Consider the following 24,556-nt stretch of genomic DNA (forward strand, 5'->3'; position numbering starts at 1 on the left):
TTCGGCCGCTTTCCCTTCAGGCGACCGGGTTGAGACAATCTGTTAGCGCCAATGAAAGGCGCCTCGCTCCTTCGGCGAGATCGGCTTCGCTCGGAACTCCGAAGCAGAGTCGCGCGTGATTCCTCGGCGCACTGCCGGTCGCGTCCGCATACGCGTACGTCCCGGGCACGTAGAGGACCCCACGTTCCAAACACCTCGCAAAAAACGGGCCGTCCGGACCGGTGTCGACTTCATTTGGAAGCGACAACCAGACGTAGAGGCCCCCCTGAGGGTAGGTCCATTGCACCGCACCGTCTCCATCCCCGAACCACTCCACCAGCGAGGCGATCATGACATCCCGTTTGCGGCGATAGCGCTCGACCAGCGTCGCGACATGCCGTTGGTAGCCACCACCGCCGATCGCACGCTCGAGCACGATCTGAGCGAAGTTCCCCGAACCGAAGTCGTGATTCCCCTTCAATCGAAGCACCGGTTCGAGCAGCGTGGCGGGCAAAACCCCGTAACCCGTCTTGAACCCTGGGCTGAACGTCTTGCTGAACGTCCGCGCCAGGATCACGGTCTCGCCGTCCGGATCGTAACTCCAGACGCTCGGCGGCTCGACGCCATCGAAGGTCAACCCACGATACGCCGAATCTTCTAAAATAAAAATCGTTTGATGCTTCGACCATTTCTTGGCCAGATCGACAAGGGGCTGGCGCCGATCTGCGGCCAGGCTGATTCCCGACGGGTTCGAGTGCTCGGAGATGGTGTAAATCAGCTTGACGCGATTCAGCAATCCTTTCGCGTCGAGACCCGCCAGGGTCGACTCGAGTGCGTCGAGTCGAAGTCCCCCTTCGTCGATGTCGACACCGACGACGCGAACCCCTCTGGTTTCCAGCACTCCCAGGTAGACGAAGTACGTGGGTGACTCCACCAGGACGATATCACCGGGATCCAGCAGGGCCTCGGAGATCAAATAGAGGAGTTGCTGAGAGCCGGTCGTGACGACCGTCCGGGAAACGCAATGTTGGTAAGTCCCGCTCGGCACCCGTTCGTCCTGCTCCAGGAAGGCCATCAGCCGCTCGCGGAGTTGGTGGTCGCCAATCGTCGTTCCATACTGCAGAGCCCGTCGTCCCTCACGTTCGTCGGCCAGAATCGCGGCAATCTCCTCAGCGGCGAGCGCCACGGGCAGGCTTTGCTGATCGACAAAGCCCGCGGCCAGAGAGATCAGGCCGGGGGTGGCCAAGGCCATGTGCATCAGGGTACTGATTGCGGGCACACTGGTCCGCTCGGAGACCACGCTCAACTGCGTCGGAGAGGTCATGATAAAGGGGCCGATTTGTGAAGGTGCGGATCGCTGAGGGTCTTCTGGTACTCTAGCGATCGCCGCGAGGGTGTCAAGTTCGGTAGCTGGGCCCGAGGGCCCATGCGTCGCGAGACACGAGGAACAGCCTCCTGGTTCGCGCGTCGTCGGCGCGCACCTTTGGCTTGCAGAGCCGGATCAGGAGTTCCCTTGGCGCATTCCTTCAGGAGCTTGGCCGTTGGGTCCGCGGCATACCGCTCGGGAGCGCGAGGGGGGAGAACCCGGTTATAGAGCAAGGTCACTGAGGCTTTGGGCCGGTAGCCGCGATGCCCTTCGATCTCGGCGAGAATCTCGTTCAGCGGCTTTCCTTGCACGATGAACCGATAAATCCCCATCCAGGCGGGGGTGCGATCCATGCAACCATGACAATGAACCAGGATCGGCCAGGCGTTGGGGTCTTGGGCGAGTGCCAAGGTCTGATCGAGGAACTGATTGGAGCTTTCTTCATCCGCCGGACTGCCGACGTACTGAATGCCATTCTCCTTGGCGAACTGCAACTCGTCGGGCAGAATCGGGCTGCGAAGCGGGGTGTCCTCGGGAAACAAGTTGATGATCGTTTTGAAATGATGCCGCCCCTGCGCGACTTCCAGGCCACGCTTGGTCGGCATGGCCGAGATGTAAATCTTCCCCGGGACGATGGTTCGCAACCGAGAAAGGGGACGGTGATACCAGGTCAAGCCGATCCCACCCGCGACCAGGGCGAACCAGACCAGTGAGCTCAAGCCCAGTGAAGTGGCCACGCGGATTCGAGACGGAGCAGGGGGCTTCGGGATCGCCTTCAGAAGCGCCAGGTCAAAAGCGAGCAAGCCGAGCAGAAACGACCAGCGCGGCCAGTAACCGACCGGTTCGACCCCGGGGATCTCAAACTGACGCAAGAGCACCAGTACCGCGGCCAAACTCAGCAGGCCAAGGATCCTGGCCGTTCGTCCTCGCTCGATGAGCGAGGCCCACTCGGAGCGTTTGCGGAGGACGGAAATAACGACCACGAGCCCGAGAGCGATTGCCGTTGCCGCCAACCCGATCCGCAACAGCGGAGGTGCTACGGGGTCGAAGATCTCCCTCCAGCCCATCCCATGCCAACCGTCGAAAGTCGGCCCTGGGGTCGACGCATGCCAGAGGGCCGCGCAGGAGAGCCCGAGAGATGCCGTCCAAAGACCAAATCGGTCGCGCGTGCCCCACGCACCTGCCGCCGCGAGGACGATCGCGGCCGCCGCGAGATAAATCGCAGCCCGATCGAGCGTATCACCAGGCTCCGCAAGGCGATAGGCAGGGGGTGGGCGGCGACTGAAGGTCGGTCGTTGGACTCGAGGGAACTCCGCGTCAAGGTCATCCGGAAAGTCGGTAGCATGCCAGACCGCCATGACGGCTGCGAACCCAAGAATCAGCCAGGGCCAGAGGCTTGCTCGCAGTGATCGAGACGCAGGCATCGTCGTTGCCGACATCCGGAGTCCTCCTGGGTGTTCAAAATCCAAAGGCTTGTGGGCGACGTTCCCTGCGAGACCTGGCCTTCACCTCAAACAAACGTGCGATTAGGCGGCGACTTCTGCATCGTCGGTCGGCCAGAAGAAGTATTCGTTGCTGTTGGCGGGGTGGAGACGCACCTCCTGCTCGAGCAGCGACAAGAACTTCTGCACCCAAACCTGGCTCTGGCCGTCGTGGAGAGCGTCGTTGGGAATCTGGAACGACGGGTGAAACTCCATGTGATACCGACCCTGCGGCTGCATGTGGCAGAAAATGGGGACCACAGGCGCGCCGGTCATCGCGGCGAGGTTGACCCAGGTCGCCGAGAACTGATGTTTCTGGCCGAGGAACGACGCCTGCTGCGTATGGGCCCCAGACCAGCGCACATCGCCCGCGAGATAAAGGATCATCCCGGCACCGAGGGCGCGTGAGGCCCGCAGGATCGACCCTGCAGAGCCGGTCGCGTTCCCTTTGCGCGAAATGAAAAGCTTGTCCTGGGCGAGCGGCCCTTCGCTCGCGAACTGGCGTTCGAGGAACTTCGAGACGTGCCGAGGGCGCTCCATGAAGAAGCGCAGGGTGTAACCCCGACGCGCCAGCCAGTGCGCGGGGAGCAGATGCCCGCCATAATGGCTGGTGAGAAGGATCACCCCTTTCCCTTGCTCGAGAGCCGAGTCGAGGAGTTCACGGCCGCTGACCAGGAACATCGGTTCCGCGCGGCTGTCGGGCACCCCATCCAGCAGCAGGTCGCGCGTTCGCCACCAGACCTGATTGCCTGCAAGGTCGAGACTGACCGAGTCGATGTCCCAGTCACAACCGAGAGTCTCCCGGGCGCGGCCGACCGCCTCGCGGTAGGCAACGCGGAGCTTCGACATCAGGTGATATTCGGTCCGGCCGATCCCCGCGACCATCCTTGACGCGAGTGGCAAAGGCAGATACCTGAAGACGGGCAAGATCGTTCGCAGCAGGTGCTTGCGAACGTTGAGCATCCGTCGCTCCATGAGGGACTCCCTTCCCCGGGCGATTTCCGAGTACGGCAATGACCTGCCGTCAAGCGGCGGCCGACCCACGACGCTCGGCAACGAACGCCGCCAGGTCAGATACGCGTCGCAAGTTTGGCATATCTTCGTCATCAATGACAACGTCAAAATGATCCTGGACCTTGAGGACCACGTTGACGAGGTCGAGCGAGTCGATATTCAAGTCTTCGACCATTCGCGACTCGGCCGTGACCACCAATTGGTTCGGAATCCGGCCGGCCTGGCGCACGATTGAGGTGATTTCAGCCAAGAGGTTCGAATCGTTCATCGGTTCCATCTCCGAAAAATCAACGCGTTGTTCGTGCCGCCAAAGCCGAACGAGGCCGTCATGACGGTATCGAGGCGAGCCGCACGTGCTTCGCCGGGCACGTAGTCGAGGTCAAGTTCAGGGTCGGGAATATGGTTAATCGTGGGCGGAATCATTTGTTCAAGGAGAGCACGGACGCAGACAGCCGCCTCAATGGCAGAGGCCGCACCCAGGCTATGACCGATCGCTCCTTTGATTGAGCTGACCGGGAGCTTGCTGGCCGCCTCGCCGAAGACCGTCTTGACCACCTCGGTCTCGATCCGGTCGTTCATGATCGTGCTCGTGCCGTGCGCGTTGTAGTAGTCGATCTCGTCCGGCCGGACGTCCGCTTGCCTGAGTGCGGTCGTCAAACAGCGGATGATCTTTTCCTTGGAAGGGAGTGAGACATGAAACCCATCGGTATTCAGGGCGTGTCCCACGTATTCCGCCTGGATCGTGAGGCCGAGCCGATTCGCGGCGGATTCGGTGGCGAGCGTAACCATGCCCGCCCCTTCCGCGAGGACGAAGCCGGCGCGATCCACGCTGAACGGCCGGCTGGATTGGCCGGGGTCGGTCGTTGACCGATCGTCCGCCCGCCGAGGGAGGAGCGCTTTCATCGTCGCGAAGCCGTTGACGACCGGTGGCGTAAAGGTGCTTTCACCCGCTCCACACAGTGCAAAGTCCGCCTCGCCCGCTCGAAGGAACATCGCACCGAGAGCAATCGCGTGTCCCCCCGAGGCGCAGGCATTCGCGGGAGCCACGCTCGGCCCGTTGAGCCCGAGGTGTTGCGCGACCTGGCCCGCCGCCTGATTGATGATCAGCCCTGGAATCACAAACGGGCTAATCGCGAGGCTGCGCCGTTTCGCCATCCGGGCCTGCTCAGTGTCGAGCAAGTCCTGCCCGCCCAAGGCCGAGCCGACAACCACGGCAACCCGTTCGGGGTCAACGCGATCGCCATCCAGACCGGCGTCCGACCAGGCCGCTCGGGCCGCAGCCAATGACAGGTGGATAAAGCGCGCACCTAACTTCGCAACGGCCGGATCTTCACTGGAAGATCCGGGGCCGAAGTCCTCGACGATACCCCCCACATCCTGGAGGAATGACTCAGGGGTTAGCACCGAGTGGCGGGCGAGACCGGAACGGCCGCTCACTAGGCCGTCCCAGGTCGTGCCGAGGTCACGACCGAGACAGGTGATCGCCGAGTGTCCGACAACGACTATCCGTTCCGACATCCGCGCCTCCTGCGCGAGGTTTCGCCCCCGATCTGTCAAACGATCGAGCGGCGAAACAACTCCGTATAAAACGATCGATCGGACGAAACCGCCCAAGACTTGATTCTTTTTTTCGTCGAAGTCGTCGTTGACCGAAGTGCCCAGCTCGATTATGGAAAGGAAGCTCGTCGTCGTGATCGTGGTTGGCATCCTTTGGGAACCAAGGCTCATGCGCATCGCCAAGTTTCTTTCGGAAACCGATTCGACCCCAGCCGTGGGGCTTGTGCACGGAGAGCGCATCGTGCCGCTCGGTTCTGGCGTCTCGTTCTTGAGTGAGCTGCTTCAATTGCCGGATCCGGAAGCTCGAATCCGGGAACTCGCGGACCGAGCCGGAGCTGATCTTCCACTCGAGCGCGTTCGCCTCCTGGCCCCATTGGATGCCCACGAGGTATGGGGGGCGGGGGTCACTTACGAACGGAGTAAGGTGGCTCGACAAGAAGAGTCGGAGCAGGGGGGATCATTCTACGACTTGGTTTACCGCGCAGAGCGGCCGGAACTTTTCTTCAAGGCCACGCCCAGCCGAGTTGTCGGTCCAGGTTCGCCCATCCGCGTCCGAGCCGATACGCGTTGGTGCGTTCCCGAACCGGAGCTGGCTCTGGTCCTTACACCTGACCTTCGCCTCGTCGGGTACACCGTCGGCAATGATGTGAGTGCTCGCGACATTGAAGGAGAGAACCCCCTCTATCTTCCCCAGGCGAAGGTCTACGACGCCTCTTGCGCCCTTGGTCCTTGGATCACCTTGGCCTCAGCCATGCCCCCCAAGAACGAGGTTGAGATCCGACTCACGATCGAGCGCAATCAAGCGGTCATCTTCGAGGGACGCACCTCACTGGAGCGTATGGGCCGCCGGTTCGAAGAACTGATCGACTGGCTTGGTCGGGACAATCGCTTCCCGGACGGTGTGATCCTTCTCACGGGAACCGGAATTGTCCCCCCTGACGAATTCAGCCTGACCGAAGGTGATCTCGTTCGGATTGAGATCGATGGGATCGGTTCACTCGTCAATCCCGCGACTCAGTCGTCACGACCTGCCTGACGCGAAAATGTCGGGCGAGTCGAGGTGCCAGATTCCCAAGAAATGAGCATGGCCGTCATTCCTCATGAAAAAGGAAGACGGCCATGATGAATCTCAAGAGTGATACTACGAGCGAATCGTTTACTTCTTCTCGGCGGGGGCGTCGGCAGGAGCGTCAGCGGGCTTCTCGGCGGGAGCGTCGGCAGGCTTTTCGGCAGGAACGTCAGCGGGCTTCTCGGCGGGAGCGTCAGCGGGCTTTTCGGCGGGCACTTCGGCCGGGGCGGGCGTGAGCTCTTCAGGCTTGCCGGGAGGGGTCACTTCAAGAGCCGGGCCAGGTTCGGGCGTGGCGGCGGGTTCCGTGGCGGCCGGAGCGCCTTCGCCGGGAGCGGTCGCGGGAGCCGCTGAGTCAGCAGCGGGAGCGGCCGCCGCATCGGGAGCGGCTTCTTCCTGAGTGCAGCCGCTCAGCAAGGCCAGCGAGAGAGTCAGGCCAGAGAATGCGGTCCAAATCTTGCAAGAAAGCTTCACTGCATTACTCCTTAGATTGCCGCCCGGCGGCCGTTCGTCGTGCAAATGGGTGCAGTTCCGGATCTTTGGATATTTCCGGGCCTGTGCGTGTACGAAAACCACACAGTCGACGCATCGGCCCACCTACTGGAGCTACCGGGGAGGAGTATAGCTAGGAAAATCCCTTGCCGCAATGAAAAATCGATTCCTCACTTGGTTCCATACCAATCCAGAACCCATCAGTGAAATCATTCCATCCGGATCGATCCGGGTTTCCTCAAAATGCCCCGTGATCGGCTCACGCGAATCCGCCGCTCACAGGTCCCCATCCTGTTGGGTAACTTCTTCCGTTTGTGCTCATTTTTACGGACAAGTTGTAAAAGTTTCCCGTTATGGACCTTTTACACGCGCCCACGCGTTGGATTCGCCGTTCCAAGTCGAAAAGTAACCACTCTTCGTATCTCTCAACTCTGTAGTCTTTTGTGTTCTCGCTCGCAAAGCCGATTGAGCGGAGAAGCAGAGTTTCCAGCGTTTTATCAGGCTTCGGCATCTCTCTTGCTCTTCCACGGACGCCCCGCACTCCGGATTGCAAAGCAGCTAACACCTCGCCGAGCAATCAGGGATCCGAAGAGGGGGTTGGATTCCGGCCGAGTTGATGATGACGCCATGATGGCGTCTTCGGGGCCGACGAACAGGAGGTTCGCCATGTCCGCAGTGAAGACGTTGATCTTGAGCGTCTTGATCTTGGGTGTTTCGGGCTCGATGGCCCTTGCAGAACCCATGATCTCCAATGGTGAAGGCTCCTGGTCGTTCTGGTCGTCGGGCGGCAACTCGGTTACTCCCACCTTGGCCCGTTCCGTTATGCCTCTTGCGGCTCCCGCCCCTCCTCCAACGCCTGTTGCTGTCCCCCCCCCGGTCTTCACCCCGCCTCCGACTCCTCCGCAGACCGCCTCTGTCTCCAGGTTCTCAAGCTCGATTCCTCCCGGTGGAGTGGCCGACGCCTACTTGAACTTTAGCAATGGGCCTTACCCGGAAGCCGACGTGATGACCACGGGCGGAGCACAGCCCTGGTTTACGAGCCCGGTGGTCGAGAAATACTTCGGTGGTCAAGCTCCCAATCCTCAGCAGCAAGCCGAATTCACCAACGCTGTCCTCGATCACGTCAATCAAACCTTCCAATTGAGCGGCGGACTTGCCCCCAAGATTACCCTCGACCCCAATATTCCTACCAATCATACCTTGAGTGTTGTCTCCGGGACTTCCTATGGCCCGAACCCGAACGCGATTGGAATCACCAACGTTGGCAGTAACGGTTTCAGCTTCATCGATAAACTTTCCTATGGTGACTCGCTCAACGATCTCGAATGGGCCGTGGCTCACAATGTATCGCATGAGTTAATGCACGCCTTTGGTGTCAGTGGTCATGATGATCAGTCGGGTGAATTCCTGGATGCTGCATCCGCCAAATGGGAAATGCTGACGAGCCCGTCGACACGGTTCAGTGACGCGGCGATCGCCGATATCAAGGCGAGAGCGTTCGCTCCGAACTCCAATGGATTCACGAGTGGGCTTCAGCTTGACGGTGATCTGGAAATTCTGGCTGCACCCGTTCCGGAACCCGCCACCTGGGCTGTCTGGGGCCTGGCCGTGTCGGCCGCTGCCGTTTACCGCCGTCGCCAGCTTCGCCGGAAAGCGAATTGAGTTTGCGACCTCGTCCTCATGTCCGTCGCTTCCCAACCCCCCTCTGCACGCGATCCACTTGACCCTCAGTCCTTGATTACGGTATCCATGAACTTGGGCTTCGACGTGACGCCCGGTGACGCTGGCCTTGTTTCTCCAGCCACGACCGGACCGAAACGCGAATCCGTGATCGTAGCAGACGCTGGTGAGACGTTCGGATGAATCCTGGTCTCTTGCTGTCCCTAACGGCGGCCGTCTTGGCGGGGCCCTGGATCCTCATGCCCACGTCCTCGGTCCGGCCGGAGATTTCCGGTCTGCTTCGTCCCCTCGATTGGCTCAATCGGCTCTATTGCGGATTCTGGCATCGGCTCCAGTTGGAGAATCGGTGCCTCTTGCCAGAGCGAGGCCCCGCGCTCCTGATCGCCAATCACACCTGCTCGGTCGATCACATGTTACTCCAGGCGGGCTGCCGGAGAGTTCTCGGGTTCATGATCGCCCGAGAATACTTTGAAAACCGGGCGCTCAGGCCGATCTGCGTGCTGCTTGGCTGCATCCCGGTGCGACGAGATGGTCAGGATCTCGCAGCAACCCGGGCGGCGCTTCGAGCCCTCGAGCAAGGAAAAGTCGTGCCGGTCTTCCCTGAGGGACGGATCCTGCCGACCTCGGGGCGCGACCTTGGACCCGGAAGGCAGGGCGTGGCATTCCTGGCGCTTCATGCACAGGTTCCGGTCATTCCCGCATTCATCTGCGGCACGCCGGCAACGAACGAGGTCTGGAAGTCGTTGTCCACCCCTTCGCACTCACGCGTCATCTTTGGTCCGCCTGTCGACCTGTCAGACATGCCCAGCGCACCTCCTTTCGATCGGACCGTGCTCACGACGGTTACCGAACGCTTGATGGATGCGATCCGCACCCTCCAAAAGCAACTTCTCTCCGAGGACGATGCGCTCGGCAATACGGCCGATCGGCGAGACAATGACCCTTGATGACTTGCACTCTGTCCTGGACCACTATCCGGCGATCGCTCGACCGACGGCCGAACCTGAGGCCCTGGGCAATGCCGGCGGGAACAGCGGCGTCAGTCTCTGGCAATATCCGTCGGGACAAGGCCCGCTCGTTGCCCGCGCCTGGCCGGCGGATGGGACGGACGTAGCCCACCTGAGCCAGATCCATGAGTGGGTATTCATGGCGGAATCTCTCGGCTTTGTTCCCGTTCCGGTCCGAGATCGGATGGGGAGAACCTTCCGGGAGCAAGGCGGCCGGCTCTGGGACGTCTCCCCCTGGATGCCCGGATCGGCTGCGAGCGAACGGCCGCCCGACCGTGGCCGACTCTTCGCCGGTTTCGCGGCTTTGGCCTCGTTTCACCAGGCGCTGAGTGCGCAGTCGAGGTTTGGTTCGAGCCCTGGGCTGGGGCATCGTCTGAGTGAGATCAGGGCATTGATGTCAGGCGGCTTCGACATCCTTCAAGAGGCCGTGGCAAACGCCTCCACGGACGCGGCAAGCGACGATGCACTTCGTTGGTTGAACGTCGCTCGGCGTATCACCCCTCGTTACTTCAACCAGATCAAGCAGGCAGCCGCCGCGACATGCCGGCTTCAGCCCTGTTTGCGCGACGTTCGTTCCGATCACCTGCTGTTCGAGGGAACGCGGCTGACAGGCCTCATCGACTTTGGAGCGATGCGAGTCGATGTCGTCTCGGGCGATCTGGCCCGGCTGCTAGCCGAATGGGTGGAAGGAGATCGCTGGGCGCGGGCCGAGGCCTTGAACGCCTATTCGGCAATTCGCCCGCTTGACGGTTCCGAGGGTGAGTTGATCGATGCGTTCGACGCGTCGGCCGCTCTCCTGGGAGCGGGCCACTGGGTGCGTTGGCACTTTCTGGAGAAGCGTCGGTTCGAAGACCCGAACGCCGTCGGCCGGGGGATCGAACGTGGGTTGGTGCGATTGCTTAGCCACATTGCCGCCGAGCTTCGCTGAATGCAATGGCGGCAAAAATGAGCTAAGAAATTGGATATCGTCTTCTCTCGAATTGTTTGCGGACCCTGGGTGCCACGGGTTTAGTTTGGCAGTGGCAACCCATAAGAAAATCAAAGAAAAACAATCCTCACGCTCAGTTGGTCATGAGCTTTAGGGCTTCGTCTTGGTCGATCGCGATGCGTTTGATCGAGAGCGCTTCACCCGTCTCGGGATCGACCTCGAGAAGCGCACCGTTGAGACGAGGGTCGCCGGTGGCAACCTCGAAGTAGTGCGGCACGAAGCTCAGGTTGGCTGCGAGGACTCGGTCGTAACGGCGTCCGAGGATCGAATCATGAGGACCCGTCATCCCGACGTCGGTCTGGTACGCCGTGCCACGAGGGAGAATGCGCTCGTCGGCCGTAACGACGTGGGTATGCGTTCCCAGGACAGCGGACACGCGGCCGTCGAGGTAGCGTCCCAGCAGTTGCTTGTCACTGGTCGCTTCGGCGTGGATGTCGACCACGATGACCTTCGCAAGCGGGCCGAGACGATCCAGGACGCGATCGGCCGCGCGGAGCGTACAATCGACCGGACGCATGAAGGTTCGTCCCAGGAGGGTAAAGACGCCAACCATGGTTCCGTCCTTGGCCTGGACGACGGCCGCCTCTTCGCCCGGGGAGTCGAGGGGAAAGTTCGCCGGCCTGAGCAGGCGGTCGGTACGTTCGAACAGGGTAAACACCTCGTCCTTGCGGTAGACATGGTCACCCAAGGTGAAGACGTCGACTCCCGCCTCAACCAGTTCCTCGTGACACTTGATGGTCAGCCCCGAGCCGCCCGCTGCATTCTCGGCGTTGCAGATCACGAGCCCGAGATCCCAGCGGTGGATCAAGCGTGGGAGGAGCTGGCTGACGATCTTTCGGCCCGGCGATCCGACCACGTCACCGATGAACAGAATTTTCAAGGGCATGGGATTTCGACCTTCTTGAACTCGTCGAACTCTCGCCCGTGAGGGATTTGGGTTCGAGATGCAGTGGATTCCAACAGCTGCGTTTGCCCTACCTGTGGCGAATCGGCCTAGCGTGCGAACTCGACGCTTCGAGTCTCACGTAAGACCGTCACCTTGACTTCGCCGGGGTAGGTCAATTGCTGTTGAACGGCTTTCGCGATGTCGCGGCAGAGCTTGGCGGCCGCCTCATCACCGAGCTGCTGGCTATCGGCGATCACCCGGATCTCCCGTCCCGCCTGGATTGCATAGGCCTGCTCCACGCCGGGGAAGCCGCAGGCGAGGGCCTCGAGATCCTCAAGGCGACGGACATATTTATCCAGCGTTTCGCGTCGCGCCCCCGGTCGACTTGCACTGACCGCGTCGGCCGCAGCAACCAGAACGGTGTAGGGGGTCTCGGGCCTCAGATCGTCGTGATGACCGAGAGCCGCGTGGACGACTTCGGGCCGTTCACCATACCGTTTCGTCAGTTCCGCGCCGATGACGGGGTGTCCCCCCTCCATCTCGTGATCGGCCGCTTTGCCGATATCGTGCAGCAAGCCGCAGCGCCGTCCGAGAGCGCCATCGAGCCCGATCTCTTCCGCCATCAAGCCGGTCAGGTAAGCCACCTCAAGCGAGTGCTGCAAGACGTTCTGGGAATAGCTGGTGCGGAACTTCAACCGGCCCAGGAGGTCGAGCAACCGTTCATGGAGCGCGGGCACGTTCGCCTCTTGAGCGGCCGCCTGACCAAGCTGGCGGATGTGCTGCTCCATCTCCTCCTGGGTCTCCTTGACGATCTCCTCGATCCGAGTCGGATGGATCCGACCGTCCATGATCAACTTCTCAAGCGACAGCTTGGCGATCTCGCGTCTGATGTTGTCGAAGCCGGTCACGATGACGATGCCCGGCGTATCATCGACGATGACATCGACCCCGGTCGCCTTCTCGAAGGCGCGGATATTGCGGCCTTCGCGGCCGATGATCCGTCCCTTCATATCATCGCTCGGGATATCGACCGTGCTCACGGTGGTCTCGGCGGTATGCGAGGCCGCATAACGCTGGATGGCCGTGGCCAGGACCTCGCGTGCCTTTTGTTGGCAGGTCTCGCGAAGCATTTGCTCGTGCTTGAGGATCAGGCCGCCAACCTCATGCCGCATCTCCGTGTCGAGGCGTTTGAGCAGGAGCGCACGCGCCTCGTCGGGACCGAGTTGGGAAACGCGGTGGAGCACGTCACGCTGGTCGGTCAAGGTTTGCTTGACCTCGAGATTGCGGCGAGTGAGCTCTTCCTGCTGCTCGGCCAGATAGCGCTGAACGTTCTCGAAGTCTCGCTCTTTTTTATTGATGAGATCAAGCTTCTGGTCCAGCAGATCGGCCCGTTTCTCGAATCTTTTCTCTTGGTCGCGAAATCCTCTGCGGACCTCTTCGGCTTCCGAATCGATCGCTTCGCGGCGTCGGAGGGCTTCCTCCTTCGACTGCAAATCCGCCTCTTTGCGAATGGTCTCGGCCTCGCGCCGCGCATTGGCAAGGATGACTTCGGCTCCTCCGCGAGCCGTCTTGGCGCGTTGCCGGGTGACGATGAGAGCCCCCGACAGCCCGGCGGCGACCCCGAGAATCATTCCGATCAGGCCTATGGTCGCCTCGTTCACGTCGGCGCCTCGCCTTTCCACTTCAAGGAAGTCTTTCGACGCGCTGCCGTATCCCCGGCCGGAAAGGGCGGGATCCAGAGCGAAAGCACTTCCGAAGCAGCTGGCACCTACGCCGTCAACGACTCAAACCGGCTCCAACGAGGACTGCCCAACCCAAGAGGGTCGTCGAGACTAGCTAAAGAACCGCCCCCAGATCCCTCTCGGTGACCGAGAGCGTTCCAGAGCACGGCCGTACAGCGCCGCGGCAAATGAGCCGTGACCCTCGTCATCGCGACCAGGGGAGAACGCCCGGTCGGAAAACTGCTGTTCCCGTACTGTCCTAATCCCCGAAGCCAACCTTCAACACCATGGCACCCACGTCCAATGACGCGGGCGAAGGTGATGCCGAAGCCCTGGCACCCAACGGTCCCGGCGACCGCCGTCTCAATAAGCGTCGAGACCAGCCATAAAGCGAAACTCGTCAGCATCGCCGGCCCTCGCGTTGAGAAATGGGGGTGGAGTGTCGTCTTCAGCGCCGGCCAGCCACGCCGAATCCCGCTTCCGCCGGATAGGGAATTGCTTAGACCACGCGACCGAAAGTCAAATCTAACAACAAGTTCGGCCTTAGCTTCCCTGGACTACCCAAATAACAAAGCCGTCAGGAAGTGACAGACCGATTCCAAACCTCGAAACGTGACCATTCCGAGGACTCTCATCCAATGTATCAGAACGGTTGAAGGGGTCAATCATCCCGCGGCCAGAGATTTGCTAGGACTCGGTCGGCGTCTCAGTGAAGTAGGCGCGATCGCGTTGCTCCCAGTTCGTGTATCCGAGCAGCTCATAGAGCTCTGCGCGGGTCTGCATCTGGTCGACGATTCCGCGCTGAGTGCCCGCATTGCGAAGCTCCACAAGCGTGAGTTCAACGGCGCGCATCGCCGCTCGGAACGCCGTGAGCGGGAAGAGCGCGGCCTGGTATCCCAGCCCCCCCAACTCGTCGAGCGTGAGCAAAGGGCTGCGACCGAACTCGGTCATGTTGGCGATCTTTGGTCCCTCGACCCGTTCGGCAAACTGAGCGAACTCCTCAGGCGATTCCAGGGCTTCCGGAAAGATCATGTCGGCACCGGCCGCCCGGTAGGCGCGAGCCCGATCGATGGCAGCGTCGAACCCTTCGACCGATCGAGCGTCGGTCCGGGCGATGATGACGAAGTCGGGGTCGCGCCGGGCCTCGACGGCCGCGCGGATCTTCGCGGTCATGGCGCTGGTCTCGACCAAGGCCTTTCCCGAAAGGTGGCCGCACCGCTTGGGGAGGACCTGATCTTCGAGGTGGACCCCCGCGACTCCTGCCTGCTCGAAAAGTTGGATGGTGCGCACCACGTTGATCGCCTCTCCGAACCCGGTGTCGGCGTCGCAGAGCAACGGCAGTGAGGTCGCACGGGCGATCACAGCAGCCTGCTCCACAAACTCAGTGAGGGACAGGAGACCGATGTCCGGGAGCCCCGCCCACCCTGCCGAGAGCGCTCCGCCTGACAGGTAGACTGCGGCAAAGCCAAGCCGTTCCGCGAGTTTCGCTGTCAGGGCGTTGAAGGCTCCGGGAATGGCAATCGGCTGTTCCACCCACGCCGCACGTAATCGAGCACCAGGAGAAGGCATGAGGGTTCCTCGAGTTCTCGGACGTCAGGACGGATCCAACAAAGTGTAGGGAGCCCAGCGACCATGAATTATCGTATCGAAGCGAGGGGCGTGGTCAATTCTCGTGGAACGTCATGAGGTGGCGGCGGAGGCGCCGATCATGGCGTCTTGGTGTTGACGTGAAACTGCCATAGGGATAACTTCCGCGATCGGTGCCTCATGATGAGGCATGAAACGACAAGGAGGTCGTTCCCGTGAGAATCGGCGTCGACATGCTCGGGGTGCAGTCCCCCCATCACGGCCACCGCGGCATCGGTCGCTACGGCATCAATCTGGTGTCGTCGCTCTTGGCCAGAGATGACGGACACGAGTTCGTTTTCTACGTCTATGAATCGCTCTCGGCCGAGAGAATCCCTGAGGCGAAGGGTGCCACGGTCCGCATCATCGGGCAGACCTCCGAGTCGGATGGCGGAACGGTCACCCAGCGGATGGACCGGTTGGTGCGGACCAACCCTGACAGCCTCGATCTCCTCCTGGTCCTGAGCCCCTTCGAGCCGTGGGACAACTATTGCCCACCGGCTCCTCCGCTCAACGGCTTGAAGATGGCGGCGGTCGTTTACGACTTGATTCCGTTCCTCTTCCCCGCTGAGAACGCCTACGACCCGATCCTGATGCGCTACTATCGCAGTCTCGAAGCATTGCGAGGGTACGATCTTCTCCTCGCCATCTCCGACGCGACCCGCCAGGATATCCTTACGACTCTAAATATCCCCGAGCAGCGGGTTGTCTCGATCGGCGCCGGCTGCGACCGAAAATTCTTCGTGCCTGATCCTTCACCGGCACTCACCGGACCATCGGCCGCCGTCCTGCAGGGCCTCGGGATCACCAAGCCCTACGTCCTGAACGTGGGTGGACTGGTCGACCGCAAGAACACGCGAGGCTTGATCGACGCGTTCGGCAGGCTGGACGAAAAGCTCAAGCACCAGTATCAGCTTGTGCTCACGTTCTCGTCGGGCGCCTGGGAGATCGCCGAGGTTCGCGAATACGCCAAAGAGCATGGCGTTGAAGACTTCATCTGGACCAACGAGGTAAGCGACGAGACGCTACGGATTCTCTACCAGCGCTGCTCCGCGTTTGTGCTCCCCTCCTTTTACGAAGGCTTCGGACTCCCGCTGCTGGAAGCGATGCAGTGCGGTGCCCCTGTGATCGCGGGAAACAACTCGTCGCAGATCGAGGTCGTCGGCGACGCCGGACTGCTCGCCAACGTCAGCGACGCCAGTGACATCGCCGAGAAATTGGAGCGAATCCTCGCGAACCCCGAACTTGCGCAGACACTTCGGGATCGTGCCTCGGTTCAGTCGCAGCAGTTCAGCTGGGACTTGACGGCCGAACGGGCTGCCAAAGCCGTGGAAAGCCTGGGCCGTCGACGAGCACTGCCGCGGATCCGGATCGATCGGGCCCATGCGAATCGCCCCCGGATCGCCTACTTCTCGCCGCTCCCTCCGCGCAAGTCGGGGATCTCCGACTATTCCGTTTTCCTGCTCAATGAGCTGAAGAAAACGTACAAGATCGACCTGTTCCACGACATCGGGTATCGCCCCGATCTTGCGCTCGCATCCGACGAGTTCGAGTGCATCGACGCGCGCGTCTTCGGCCTCTACGCGGGGACGAAAGACTATCATGCGATCGTCTATCAAATGGGCAACTCCCGTTATCATAGTTACCTCTATGAGACGATGCTCCGTCATCCCGGAGTCGCCACACTCCACGACTTCTGCCTGGCCGGATTCCATCTCCACTATGGGCACTCCCGGGGGATGGAGCGAGAATACATTCGCAACGAGCTCCTCCACTGGTATCCCGAACACGAGGACGAGATCCGGTCGGTGCTCAAGAGCGTGGACTGGGATTGGGAAGTCGTGGCGAGAGAATGCGCCAAACGCGGGTGGTATCTCAACCGCCGGATGTTCGACACACCCAACTTGGTCGTCGTTCACTCGCCGTGGTGCTTGGCCCAGGTGGAAGCCACTCGACCTGAACATGCCGAACGAACGATGGTCATCCCTCACGGGATCTGGCCGAGGCTCCCCTCCGAGTCGGAGAAGGCGGCCATCCGCACGCGGTTCGACCTGCCGCAGGATGCTCTCATCGTCGCCAGCTTCGGTTTCATTCATCCCGATAAAATGAATCCCGAGGCGCTCGACGCATTCCAGGCGGTGGCAAGGGCCAATGAGAAGGCGATGTTCTTGTTCGTCGGCGAAGATGCCGATGGCGGGATTGCTCGCCGGCAGGCCGCGGCCCTCGGGCTCCTCGATCGCGTCCGGTTCCTGGGTCGCCAACCTTGGAGCAATTTCACCGACTTGATCGCGGTGACCGACCTTGGGGTCAACCTGCGGCTGCCACCGACCAATGGCGAAACTTCAGGGGCGTTGCTCAACATGCTGGCCGCTGGGGTCCCGACGATCGTCACCGACGTGGCAACCTTCTCGGACTACCCTGCTGAGGTGGTTCGCAAGGTGCGCTGGGAGACCGAAGGGATCGACGGCTTGCGTCGGGCCCTCTTCGATCTGGCGAGCAACCAGGTCGAGCGAAAGCGGTTGGGCGAAGCCGCGTGGAAGCATTGCCTCGAACATCACGAATGGCCTCGCGTGGCTGCGCAATACGTCGAGGCGATCGAACGCTCCCACAGGCAACTTGCCTCAGCAGGAAAGACCTTCCGTGAGGCGCGCCTGAGGCGTTCCGGCAGGGCCATCATCGCCTGAAATCTCGGACAGTGCGGGGCGATCCCGCACTTCCCCTCGGGAATCGTTGATCCAGGTGAATTCATGAAACGACTCGTGAAGAAAGTCGCAAAAGCACTCTGGCGCGGAACATTGCCGATCCGTCGGCCATTTCTGCACAAGTTCGAGAGCTATCTCTCCCGCTGCCTTCGCCCTACCGAGCAACTCCTCTCCGACGAGACGAACACGCTCATGGAGCACGTCGTCCGCGAACTCGTCCGTCTCCAACGGCAGGTTGATTACCTCCAGCAGACGGTTGAGGAACTCGCGCCGGAGTCAGAGAAGCTGGCGATCGCTGGCGAGATCGCTCCCGCCGAAAAGCTACGGGCCGGCTAGGACTTGGGGCGACACGAACCGTCAAACGGGGAGCGCAAGCTCCCTTTTTTTTTCAGGCGTGCCGAGGAGGCTTTAGCCAGCCACCACATCGCGAAATGGGAGGTTGATGCCTACCTGGCAAGCGAACTCCGATCCCTTCCACCTGGCTTGTGCTCTGAATTCTCTTTCCCCGCCTCCGCATCCACGCTTTCAACACGGTCAATGAGTTTTTGCTGTTTTAAGCATAACTTCAGTGTGTTTTTATAAAAAATCAGTCACTGCGATTCAACAAATTCGTTGCCAATCGCCAAATCAGGAAGTCTCCGGCTCCCGCGCGGAGAGCCTTCCCCCAATCGGCCCCCAAGGGTTCAACCACCGTAAGGTTATGGGAACGTTCGCAGTTATCGCCGCTTCCGCTGTCCCATCGCTGCCTTCAAAGCCAGGCGCGATTCCGTAACATCCTCGATAGCGACACGTGACTTTACGTCATCAAAAGTCGAAATTTTGACCCATTTAGCATGCTCCACTCCCGCTTCGGACATCGAGTGGCGAAGAGCCTGTGCAACCCCTGCGCTCAAGGCAGCGGCACCGTCCCGATCGAGATGGACCCCATCGACGAACACCGACTTCTCGTAACCGCAATCGCGGGCGTCGAGAACGAACAGATTTGGGTACTGGCTCTGCTGCTTGCGGACGAAATCGATGTACAATTGTTCGTCGCCGCTATGAACCCAATGTGAGAAAGTTCCAGGCGTGCTCGGTGGCAGCATCCAATAGACTTTGATGTGGTGGCTTTGAGCGAGCTCGATGAATTTGCGAACGTACGTTTCATTCACCGGATCGCAGCACCATGTACCAGGCTTGATCGGGTGGCTCTCGGGAATGACGATATCCTCAAAAGGCTCAGCCTTGGGATTCGCTTGCCCCCCCTCGTTCGTATTCCAGTTCCGCCAGAGCGCGGGGGCCACGTCGCGTTGACCGGTTGGCTTCCCACTCAACATGGCGACCACGTGGGTCCTGATCTCCTGCCGTTGTCTGACCGAATGCAACACCCAGCGAAGTCCGATCGAAGTCACCAGATTCGGATCTTTAGCCGTCCAACAGAGTTCGGCCGCCTCGCGCGGTTTGAGGAGTTCGACCCAAGGAAAGGGCCGAGACTCCGAGGCAGGGCCGTCTCCCAAGATCAACCGCGCGTAATCGACGACGACCGCGGACGGACGAGCTCCGCTGTCCAGGGCCCGTCGGAGCAAGAAGTAACTCGACGGTGCTGATCCACACAAAACAGCGAGGCTATACGACTTTTGCCCCGTGCCTTCGGTAAGTACCCGGGGCATGAGACCGAACTTCAACATACTATCGCCAAAGCAGAGGAGCGAGTTCCCCTTGGCCTTTCGCTTGACGATCTTCCCCGTGTATTTCCAGCTCACGGCAACGTTGTCCATGAAATCAAGGTTGCCGCGCATGACACCGAGCTCGATCGTCATGATCAGGACGACCATTCCCAGCAAGCCAACAGGAACTGAGCCACGCCGGTCATTCCGGGGCACATCGTTCATTGTCGATGTCCTTTGATTGGCAAGCGAAGAGCAACGCTCGAATTCGGACGTTCGTTCATGAGGCTCCAGGCGATTCCTGAACGAATGTCCGGCAACTGGGCCCAACGGTCGGAAGGGGAGGCCACCGCGCCGATTGTCGCCAAGGCGGTGGCGATCTCTCGGCTGAAGGCGTCCGCACCGCGACGACTCAGATGAAGGGGGTCGACAAAGAGCGACGAATCATACCCTGAATACCGAGCATCAAACACCGTGAGGTTCGGATACTCTGTTATCAACGGTTTTAAAAATGACGCGTATCTCGCCTCCAGGCCCAACTCATCACGGTGAGCCTGGAATTTGGGAGCGACAGGGGGCAGGAGCCAGACAACCTGGACATTATTCGAGGCAGCAAGTTCTAAGAATCGATGGATATAATATTCGTTAACCTTATGGCACGACCAGTTGCGGGGAAAGTAGCTGGGATTGGAGAGATCGACTTCGTCATCAAACGATGACCGGTCAGGATGAAGTTCAGCCCCCAGATTGTCCTCCCAGATCTGGCAATGAGCCAGGACCTCGTCTCGCCGAGAGGCGGGCCTTCCCCGGAATGCTGCCAGAATACCGCTCCGTACCTCATCCCGGTCTTTCATGGAAGGAAAGATCCACCGCAGTGCCAGCTCCGCGCAGAACCCCGCGTGTTTCGCGGCCAAGCCGAGTTCGACGCCTTCGCTCAGACTCAAGAGCTCGGGCCATTGGCGCATGTTGTGGCTTGGTCCGGCCATCAGGAGATGAGGAGCATAGTCAACAAGCACAGTGGACGGTCTCGCCTTCGCCTCGATCGCCCGGCGAAGCAGGAAATAACTCGAGGCGGCCTGACCGCCGCAGAGCGACATGTTATACACCCGCGCATCGGTTCGATCCTGAATCACTCGCGGCAAGACCCCGAATTTCACAAGGCTATCACCAAAGCAGAGGAGTGAGCAATCAGGTGATCGCAGCCGAACCGTACTCCCGATCGCTTTCCAGTCATGAATATAAAAGCGAGTGAAATCAAGATGATGATAGGAAATTATAGACTCGATTAGAATGATCATCCCGATCATCCCGAGCAGCCCGCGCGGAACTCTTCCGGCGATTCGAGCGAGAGTGGGCGATATCATCGCCGGAAGGTCCCATGTTTCTGGAGATAAGCTTGTGTCATGAATACATCCTCGACTTCAAAAGCAGGCCGCCACGCTTGATACTGCGGAAGCGTGACCCATCGATCCTTGGGAGGTTGCCCTTGCACGGATCGGAGTTGGTTCCCGACCATAGCACTGAGCGCGAGAGCTCCTTCTCGATCGAGGTGGGAGGCGTCGTAAAAAACCTTCGCAGCAAAGTTCGAGTGTTCCGCGTCCAGGACGATTAGATTCGGGAATGCAGCCATCCATTGGCGCACGAATGTCGTATAGAGCGCGACATTATCCGACTGCTCTCGCTTCTCCTGAAGCTCGGGGGCGAAAGGGGGCAGAACCCAGTAAATCTGGATATTCCGCGCACTCGCCAGCTCAAGGAATCGCCGGATATAAGAGGCGTTCAATGACGTGCAAGACCAAGGCTTACCGAAGAAGGCCGCTTGGTAATTCTCGCCGACTTTGCCCTGAAAGCCGACGTCACCTGGCATGACAAACGCGCCTCGGTTAATGTTCCGATTGCGCATTGAGGTGAGCGTGGACGCGCACATGGTGGCGTTTCTGCCGGCAAGGGCTTCCAGGACCATGGTCTGGATGTGTGACCGATCCTTGACCGACGGGACATTGTGAGCGAGGACCGTTGATGCAAGGAACGTGGCATCGCGGCCGGACCAACCGAGGTCGACCGACTCCTGGAAATTCAACAGGTCGGGCCAGAAGCCCTTCGCGCTCCACGGATCTTCGCTCAGGGTGGTCGGATGATATTCGACGAGGATCGAGGTCGGCTTTGCGCCCGCCTCGAGCGCTCGTTTCAGGAGGAAGTAGGTGGCCGGAGCTTGCCCCCAACAGAGTCCCAAATTCCAGGCCTTCAATCCGCTCTGGTGCTCAATCACCTTTGGCACGATCGACTGCTGAATTCGGCTTGTTCCAAAGCAGAGGACCTGGCAACCAGGTGTAGAATGCTTCGCATACCTGCCGGTCAATCTCCAATCCCAGTAGTCGGACCGGGTGAAGTCGAGAGTATGTTTCGCGATGTGGACCTCGATTACCGCGAACAGGATGAGCATCCCCAGCAGACCGCCCGGTATGACCGAGCCGCGCTGGCGAAGTGGCGGCATGGGCATTTCGGTTCTCTCATTCCGGTCAGAACTGGAAGTAAATAAACTGGCTGCCGCCGAAGTTCCCGGCCAAGACGAACGCATAGAAGCAGACCGTGTAGAAGACGCTGCGGACGTACCAGGGGGTTCGGAAGACGACATCAAGGTCCTTCGAGAGGAACTGGACGATCTGGACGAGCAGGAGGGGGAGAATACAGACCGAGACCGGAAGGATATATGCAGAGGCAGGAATGGCTGGCCTGTAAACGATGGCCCCGAGCATGCCTCTGACCTGAGCGATGGAACTGGCGCGGAAGATCAACCAGCCGAGGCAGACAAGGTGGAAGGTGACGAAGATTCGCAACGCCTTCCAGCAGGCGCGGTCGATCAAATCCGTTGGGCGAACACGGTCCAGGAGCGGACGCGCCAGCCGGTGAGCAACCAGTAAGAGACCTTGGTAAAAGCCCCAGAGCACGAAGGTCCAGGCCGCCCCGTGCCAGAGCCCGCCGATGATCATGGTCAACATCAAGTTACGATAAAGCTTGAACTGACCGCCCCGGCTTCCCCCCAAAGGAATGTAGAGGTAGTCACGCAACCAGGTGGAAAGACTGATATGCCAGCGGCTCCAGAAGTCTTGCGGGCTGGTGGCGAAGTAGGGGAGGTTGAAGTTGAGGGCCAGCTCAATCCCCAGGCATTTGGCGATTCCGCGTGCGGCGTCGGTATACCCTGAGAAGTCGCAGTAGATCTGGAAGGCAAACGCATAGATCGCAATCATAGCCAGACCGCCATCGATGGTTTCCCACCGGTTGAACAGATCCGTCACGATGGTCGCGAGGTTGTCGGCGACGACGACCTTCTTGGTCAGACCCCAGAAAATCAGGTAGATCCCCTCGTAAAACTGCTGAAGGTTGAATCGCCGAGGTTTCTCGATTTGGGGCAACAGCGTTGTCGGACGCATGATCGGCCCGGCGACCAGGTGAGGGAAGAACGAGACGAAGGCGGCGAACTCGATGAAGTTTCTCGTCGGTTTGATGTCGCGTCGGTAGACGTCGATGACGTAACTCATCGACTGGAACGTATAGAAGGAGATGCCGATCGGCAAGACCACGTTCAACTGAGCCAAGGGAACCGAGATGCCACCTCGAGCTAATGCGTCCTGAAGGCTTTCGGCAAAGAAATTGTAATATTTGAAGTAGCCAAGCATGCCAAGGTTTAACACCATGCTGATCGCCACGAATAGTTTGCGTTTTCGTGGTGTCTCGATACGGTCGACGGCCAGTCCACAGGCGTAATCCATCGCCGTCGAGAGGAGGAGGAGCGACAAGAACCGCGGATCCCAGCACGAGTAAAAGTAATAACTCGCAGCCAAGAGCAGATAGTTCTGCGGCTTGTGAGGAAGGACCCAGTAAAGCGGCAGGAGGATCGCGAAGAAGTACGCGAAATGGAACGTATTAAAAAGCATGCTTCATCCTCGTCCTTGAGGAGCACTGGCCTTGCCGTTGAATGGAGATCAATCGCCTATCCAAGCGATCGAAAAACGCCCGAGCGTCGCGTATTCCAACCGTTTGAATCGGCAGGACCGACCCTGCCCCTTCACTGAACGTTGGAGAATCATCGGGTGCTCAACCGTGATCCGTGGTCGAATTCGTTGGGTTACGTGTCCTGCGGATTCTTGAAAGGAAAGGCGTTCGGATGGCTTCGACCCCTCGGTGCCAGCCGCCCCACCAATCCGTCCGCCCGGGCTGAAGTGCAATCGCAGCGGCGGCCAAACGGACGTCTTTGCACGGGTCCTGACGGAGCAACTCCACCACCTGATGGACCCGCTTCGATCCGAGAATCTCCGAGGACGCCGTTGTAAGCGCGTTGGCAATATAGAGTCGCTCGGAGTCGTGTGACGAATGGGCCGAGTGGATAATGCGGACCACGAGTTCCCGGAACGTGAGCGGTCGGTCGACCCGGCACACATCCAAGACTGGCGTCGATCGTTTCAAGGCCAGATAGTCGACACAGGTGATCGGCTGAAAGTCGTCCGGTTGAACCGGACAGAGCCGACCAAGCTCGATGAGGAAGCTTCGGTAGCCATAACCTGTCAGGATCGCTTTCAAATGAGCGGGAGACTCGTCGAAGAATCGCAGCGTGTGCCCATTCGACTCCACGAAGATCGTTGGTGCATCAGGGGCCGACAGCAGCCGTGGCATTCCCTTGAGGCCGGCGATCTCTGAACCCTCAATATCCATCTTGAGAAAGTCGACCCGATCCCAGCCTCGTTCCGCCATGAGGTCATCGATACTCAACGCGGGGACGGACACCGAAGTTTGGCCTGCATCGGGGGCCCCCACATGACCGTACGGGCCCGCCTGCGAAAACTCGAGTGTCCCCGGGCGATCGCTGACCGCCGCGTTGACGAGCTGGACGCGATCGAACCCGTTATGTTGAAGGCTCGCTCTTAAGAGTGAGACGTTTTGCGGCGAGGCTTCAACACCGATGACCTCATATCCAAGCGCCGCCGCCGCGAGCGTGAAAGTGCCGACATGAGTTCCAAGGTCGAGAACACGCCCACCACGCGGCGTCGACGCCTGCAAATATTCAATCGCAGGCCGGGTCGAAGCCGGAAAACGACCCGCCGCAAGGCCTTGACTGATCGCGTCGGATGCAGCGGAGTCGATCACCGCCGAGAAGGTGAGCCCAGGTTGCACCTCGATTCGGTCAATGACGCGGAAGCCGGTCGTTTCGGATGATTGAGACAGGTTCGTCCGCCCTGAGCATTCGTCCATGAATGAGCTCGCTACGCCGAGGGAGTCGTCCGATCCTTTGATTGGGTCGTTATGACAATTCTTGGGCGACTCGCTCGGTGTCTTACCCCATCGGGCGG

At 60.2% G+C, this 24,556-nt stretch carries 21 protein-coding genes; 6 read left to right on the forward strand and 15 right to left on the reverse strand.

Features of this window, described 5'->3' with window-relative positions; translation table 11 throughout:
* Window positions 1-16 precede the first annotated feature (16 nt).
* The 5 genes from SINAC_RS11035 to SINAC_RS11055 form a co-directional block, all read right to left on the reverse strand.
* A complete protein-coding gene (locus SINAC_RS11035) occupies window positions 17-1,303 on the reverse strand; it encodes an aminotransferase-like domain-containing protein (protein ID WP_015245716.1) in 1,287 nt (428 codons plus the stop codon).
* A complete protein-coding gene (locus SINAC_RS11040; RefSeq protein WP_015245717.1) occupies window positions 1,300-2,784 on the reverse strand; it encodes a protein-tyrosine phosphatase family protein in 1,485 nt (494 codons plus the stop codon). The genes SINAC_RS11035 and SINAC_RS11040 overlap by 4 nt, the downstream gene beginning before the upstream one ends.
* 87 nt (window positions 2,785-2,871) lie before the next feature.
* The gene (locus tag SINAC_RS11045) at window positions 2,872-3,801 is read right to left on the reverse strand and encodes a lysophospholipid acyltransferase family protein (protein ID WP_015245718.1); all 930 of its coding nucleotides are present in this window, start codon (window positions 3,799-3,801) and stop codon (window positions 2,872-2,874) included.
* A gap of 49 nt (window positions 3,802-3,850) precedes the next feature.
* Window positions 3,851-4,108 (reverse strand): acyl carrier protein, encoded by a 258-nt coding sequence (locus SINAC_RS11050; protein WP_015245719.1) that lies wholly within the window; start codon window positions 4,106-4,108, stop codon window positions 3,851-3,853.
* A complete protein-coding gene (locus tag SINAC_RS11055) occupies window positions 4,105-5,358 on the reverse strand; it encodes a beta-ketoacyl-[acyl-carrier-protein] synthase family protein (RefSeq protein WP_015245720.1) in 1,254 nt (417 codons plus the stop codon). Before SINAC_RS11055 ends, SINAC_RS11050 begins: the two co-directional genes overlap by 4 nt.
* 208 nt (window positions 5,359-5,566) lie before the next feature.
* Here SINAC_RS11055 and SINAC_RS11060 point away from each other — a divergent pair, with 208 nt between their 5' ends.
* Entirely contained in the window at window positions 5,567-6,433 is an 867-nt protein-coding gene (locus tag SINAC_RS11060; RefSeq protein WP_237722922.1) for a fumarylacetoacetate hydrolase family protein, read from the forward strand.
* Window positions 6,434-6,553: 120 nt separating this feature from the next.
* On the opposite strand, the gene SINAC_RS11065 is transcribed toward SINAC_RS11060, so the two are convergent.
* Window positions 6,554-6,937: a hypothetical protein gene (locus SINAC_RS11065; RefSeq protein WP_015245722.1), complete on the reverse strand. Its 384-nt coding sequence runs from the start codon at window positions 6,935-6,937 to the stop codon at window positions 6,554-6,556.
* 515 nt (window positions 6,938-7,452) lie between these two features.
* Window positions 7,453-7,698 (reverse strand): hypothetical protein, encoded by a 246-nt coding sequence (locus SINAC_RS39785; RefSeq protein ID WP_154673943.1) that lies wholly within the window; start codon window positions 7,696-7,698, stop codon window positions 7,453-7,455.
* A 262-nt stretch (window positions 7,699-7,960) separates the two neighbouring features.
* Here SINAC_RS39785 and SINAC_RS11070 point away from each other — a divergent pair, with 262 nt between their 5' ends.
* The 3 genes from SINAC_RS11070 to SINAC_RS11080 all read left to right on the forward strand — a co-directional run bounded on the left by SINAC_RS11070 (window position 7,961) and on the right by SINAC_RS11080 (window position 10,570).
* On the forward strand, window positions 7,961-8,617 hold the full coding sequence (locus tag SINAC_RS11070; protein ID WP_390553813.1) for a PEP-CTERM sorting domain-containing protein: 657 nt from the start codon (window positions 7,961-7,963) through the stop codon (window positions 8,615-8,617).
* A 197-nt stretch (window positions 8,618-8,814) separates the two neighbouring features.
* Complete coding sequence (locus tag SINAC_RS11075) at window positions 8,815-9,582, forward strand: lysophospholipid acyltransferase family protein (RefSeq protein WP_015245724.1); 768 nt, start codon at window positions 8,815-8,817, stop codon at window positions 9,580-9,582.
* Between the two features lie 4 nt (window positions 9,583-9,586).
* A complete protein-coding gene (locus SINAC_RS11080) occupies window positions 9,587-10,570 on the forward strand; it encodes a phosphotransferase enzyme family protein (protein WP_157579425.1) in 984 nt (327 codons plus the stop codon).
* A 133-nt stretch (window positions 10,571-10,703) separates the two neighbouring features.
* Here the strand turns inward: SINAC_RS11080 and SINAC_RS11085 are convergent, their stop codons facing one another.
* The 3 genes from SINAC_RS11085 to prpB all read right to left on the reverse strand — a co-directional run bounded on the left by SINAC_RS11085 (window position 10,704) and on the right by prpB (window position 14,806).
* Window positions 10,704-11,516, reverse strand: a complete 813-nt coding sequence (locus tag SINAC_RS11085; RefSeq protein ID WP_015245726.1) for a TIGR00282 family metallophosphoesterase — start codon at window positions 11,514-11,516, stop codon at window positions 10,704-10,706.
* Between the two features lie 107 nt (window positions 11,517-11,623).
* Window positions 11,624-13,177, reverse strand: a complete 1,554-nt coding sequence (gene rny / locus SINAC_RS11090) for a ribonuclease Y (protein ID WP_015245727.1) — start codon at window positions 13,175-13,177, stop codon at window positions 11,624-11,626.
* A 747-nt stretch (window positions 13,178-13,924) separates the two neighbouring features.
* Window positions 13,925-14,806, reverse strand: coding sequence for a methylisocitrate lyase (gene prpB, locus SINAC_RS11095; RefSeq protein WP_015245729.1), 882 nt, complete (start codon window positions 14,804-14,806; stop codon window positions 13,925-13,927).
* A 233-nt stretch (window positions 14,807-15,039) separates the two neighbouring features.
* Between prpB and SINAC_RS11100 the strand changes: the two genes are divergently transcribed.
* Both SINAC_RS11100 and SINAC_RS11105 read left to right on the forward strand, forming a co-directional pair.
* Complete coding sequence (locus tag SINAC_RS11100; protein ID WP_015245730.1) at window positions 15,040-17,547, forward strand: glycosyltransferase; 2,508 nt, start codon at window positions 15,040-15,042, stop codon at window positions 17,545-17,547.
* A gap of 63 nt (window positions 17,548-17,610) precedes the next feature.
* On the forward strand, window positions 17,611-17,901 hold the full coding sequence (locus SINAC_RS11105; RefSeq protein WP_015245731.1) for a hypothetical protein: 291 nt from the start codon (window positions 17,611-17,613) through the stop codon (window positions 17,899-17,901).
* 380 nt (window positions 17,902-18,281) lie between these two features.
* Here the strand turns inward: SINAC_RS11105 and SINAC_RS11110 are convergent, their stop codons facing one another.
* The 5 genes from SINAC_RS11110 to SINAC_RS11130 form a co-directional block, all read right to left on the reverse strand.
* The gene (locus tag SINAC_RS11110; RefSeq protein WP_015245732.1) at window positions 18,282-19,436 is read right to left on the reverse strand and encodes a hypothetical protein; all 1,155 of its coding nucleotides are present in this window, start codon (window positions 19,434-19,436) and stop codon (window positions 18,282-18,284) included.
* Entirely contained in the window at window positions 19,433-20,344 is a 912-nt protein-coding gene (locus SINAC_RS11115; protein ID WP_154673945.1) for a hypothetical protein, read from the reverse strand. Before SINAC_RS11115 ends, SINAC_RS11110 begins: the two co-directional genes overlap by 4 nt.
* Before the next feature lie 227 nt (window positions 20,345-20,571).
* Window positions 20,572-21,711 carry a hypothetical protein gene (locus SINAC_RS11120; protein ID WP_015245734.1) on the reverse strand — a complete coding sequence of 380 codons (1,140 nt, stop codon included), beginning with the start codon at window positions 21,709-21,711 and terminating at the stop codon, window positions 20,572-20,574.
* 19 nt (window positions 21,712-21,730) lie between these two features.
* Window positions 21,731-23,146 carry an MBOAT family O-acyltransferase gene (locus SINAC_RS11125; RefSeq protein ID WP_015245735.1) on the reverse strand — a complete coding sequence of 472 codons (1,416 nt, stop codon included), beginning with the start codon at window positions 23,144-23,146 and terminating at the stop codon, window positions 21,731-21,733.
* 160 nt (window positions 23,147-23,306) lie between these two features.
* The gene (locus SINAC_RS11130; protein WP_020467636.1) at window positions 23,307-24,458 is read right to left on the reverse strand and encodes an FkbM family methyltransferase; all 1,152 of its coding nucleotides are present in this window, start codon (window positions 24,456-24,458) and stop codon (window positions 23,307-23,309) included.
* Between the last annotated feature and the right edge of the window lie 98 nt (window positions 24,459-24,556).

The organism is Singulisphaera acidiphila DSM 18658 (assembly GCF_000242455.2).
GTDB lineage: Bacteria > Planctomycetota > Planctomycetia > Isosphaerales > Isosphaeraceae > Singulisphaera > Singulisphaera acidiphila.

Coding starts and splice junctions, on each gene's coding strand:
- SINAC_RS11035 (WP_015245716.1), bottom strand. CDS start 1,303: ATGACCTCTCCGACGCAGTTGAGCGTGGTCTCCGAGCGGACCAGTGTG.
- SINAC_RS11040 (WP_015245717.1), bottom strand. CDS start 2,784: ATGTCGGCAACGACGATGCCTGCGTCTCGATCACTGCGAGCAAGCCTC.
- SINAC_RS11045 (WP_015245718.1), bottom strand. CDS start 3,801: ATGGAGCGACGGATGCTCAACGTTCGCAAGCACCTGCTGCGAACGATC.
- SINAC_RS11050 (WP_015245719.1), bottom strand. CDS start 4,108: ATGAACGATTCGAACCTCTTGGCTGAAATCACCTCAATCGTGCGCCAG.
- SINAC_RS11055 (WP_015245720.1), bottom strand. CDS start 5,358: ATGTCGGAACGGATAGTCGTTGTCGGACACTCGGCGATCACCTGTCTC.
- SINAC_RS11060 (WP_237722922.1), top strand. CDS start 5,567: ATGCGCATCGCCAAGTTTCTTTCGGAAACCGATTCGACCCCAGCCGTG.
- SINAC_RS39785 (WP_154673943.1), bottom strand. CDS start 7,698: ATGGGTTCTGCAAGGGCCATCGAGCCCGAAACACCCAAGATCAAGACG.
- SINAC_RS11070 (WP_390553813.1), top strand. CDS start 7,961: ATGACCACGGGCGGAGCACAGCCCTGGTTTACGAGCCCGGTGGTCGAG.
- SINAC_RS11075 (WP_015245724.1), top strand. CDS start 8,815: ATGAATCCTGGTCTCTTGCTGTCCCTAACGGCGGCCGTCTTGGCGGGG.
- SINAC_RS11085 (WP_015245726.1), bottom strand. CDS start 11,516: ATGCCCTTGAAAATTCTGTTCATCGGTGACGTGGTCGGATCGCCGGGC.
- prpB (WP_015245729.1), bottom strand. CDS start 14,806: ATGCCTTCTCCTGGTGCTCGATTACGTGCGGCGTGGGTGGAACAGCCG.
- SINAC_RS11105 (WP_015245731.1), top strand. CDS start 17,611: ATGAAACGACTCGTGAAGAAAGTCGCAAAAGCACTCTGGCGCGGAACA.
- SINAC_RS11110 (WP_015245732.1), bottom strand. CDS start 19,436: ATGAACGATGTGCCCCGGAATGACCGGCGTGGCTCAGTTCCTGTTGGC.
- SINAC_RS11120 (WP_015245734.1), bottom strand. CDS start 21,711: ATGCCCATGCCGCCACTTCGCCAGCGCGGCTCGGTCATACCGGGCGGT.
- SINAC_RS11125 (WP_015245735.1), bottom strand. CDS start 23,146: ATGCTTTTTAATACGTTCCATTTCGCGTACTTCTTCGCGATCCTCCTG.
- SINAC_RS11130 (WP_020467636.1), bottom strand. CDS start 24,458: ATGGACGAATGCTCAGGGCGGACGAACCTGTCTCAATCATCCGAAACG.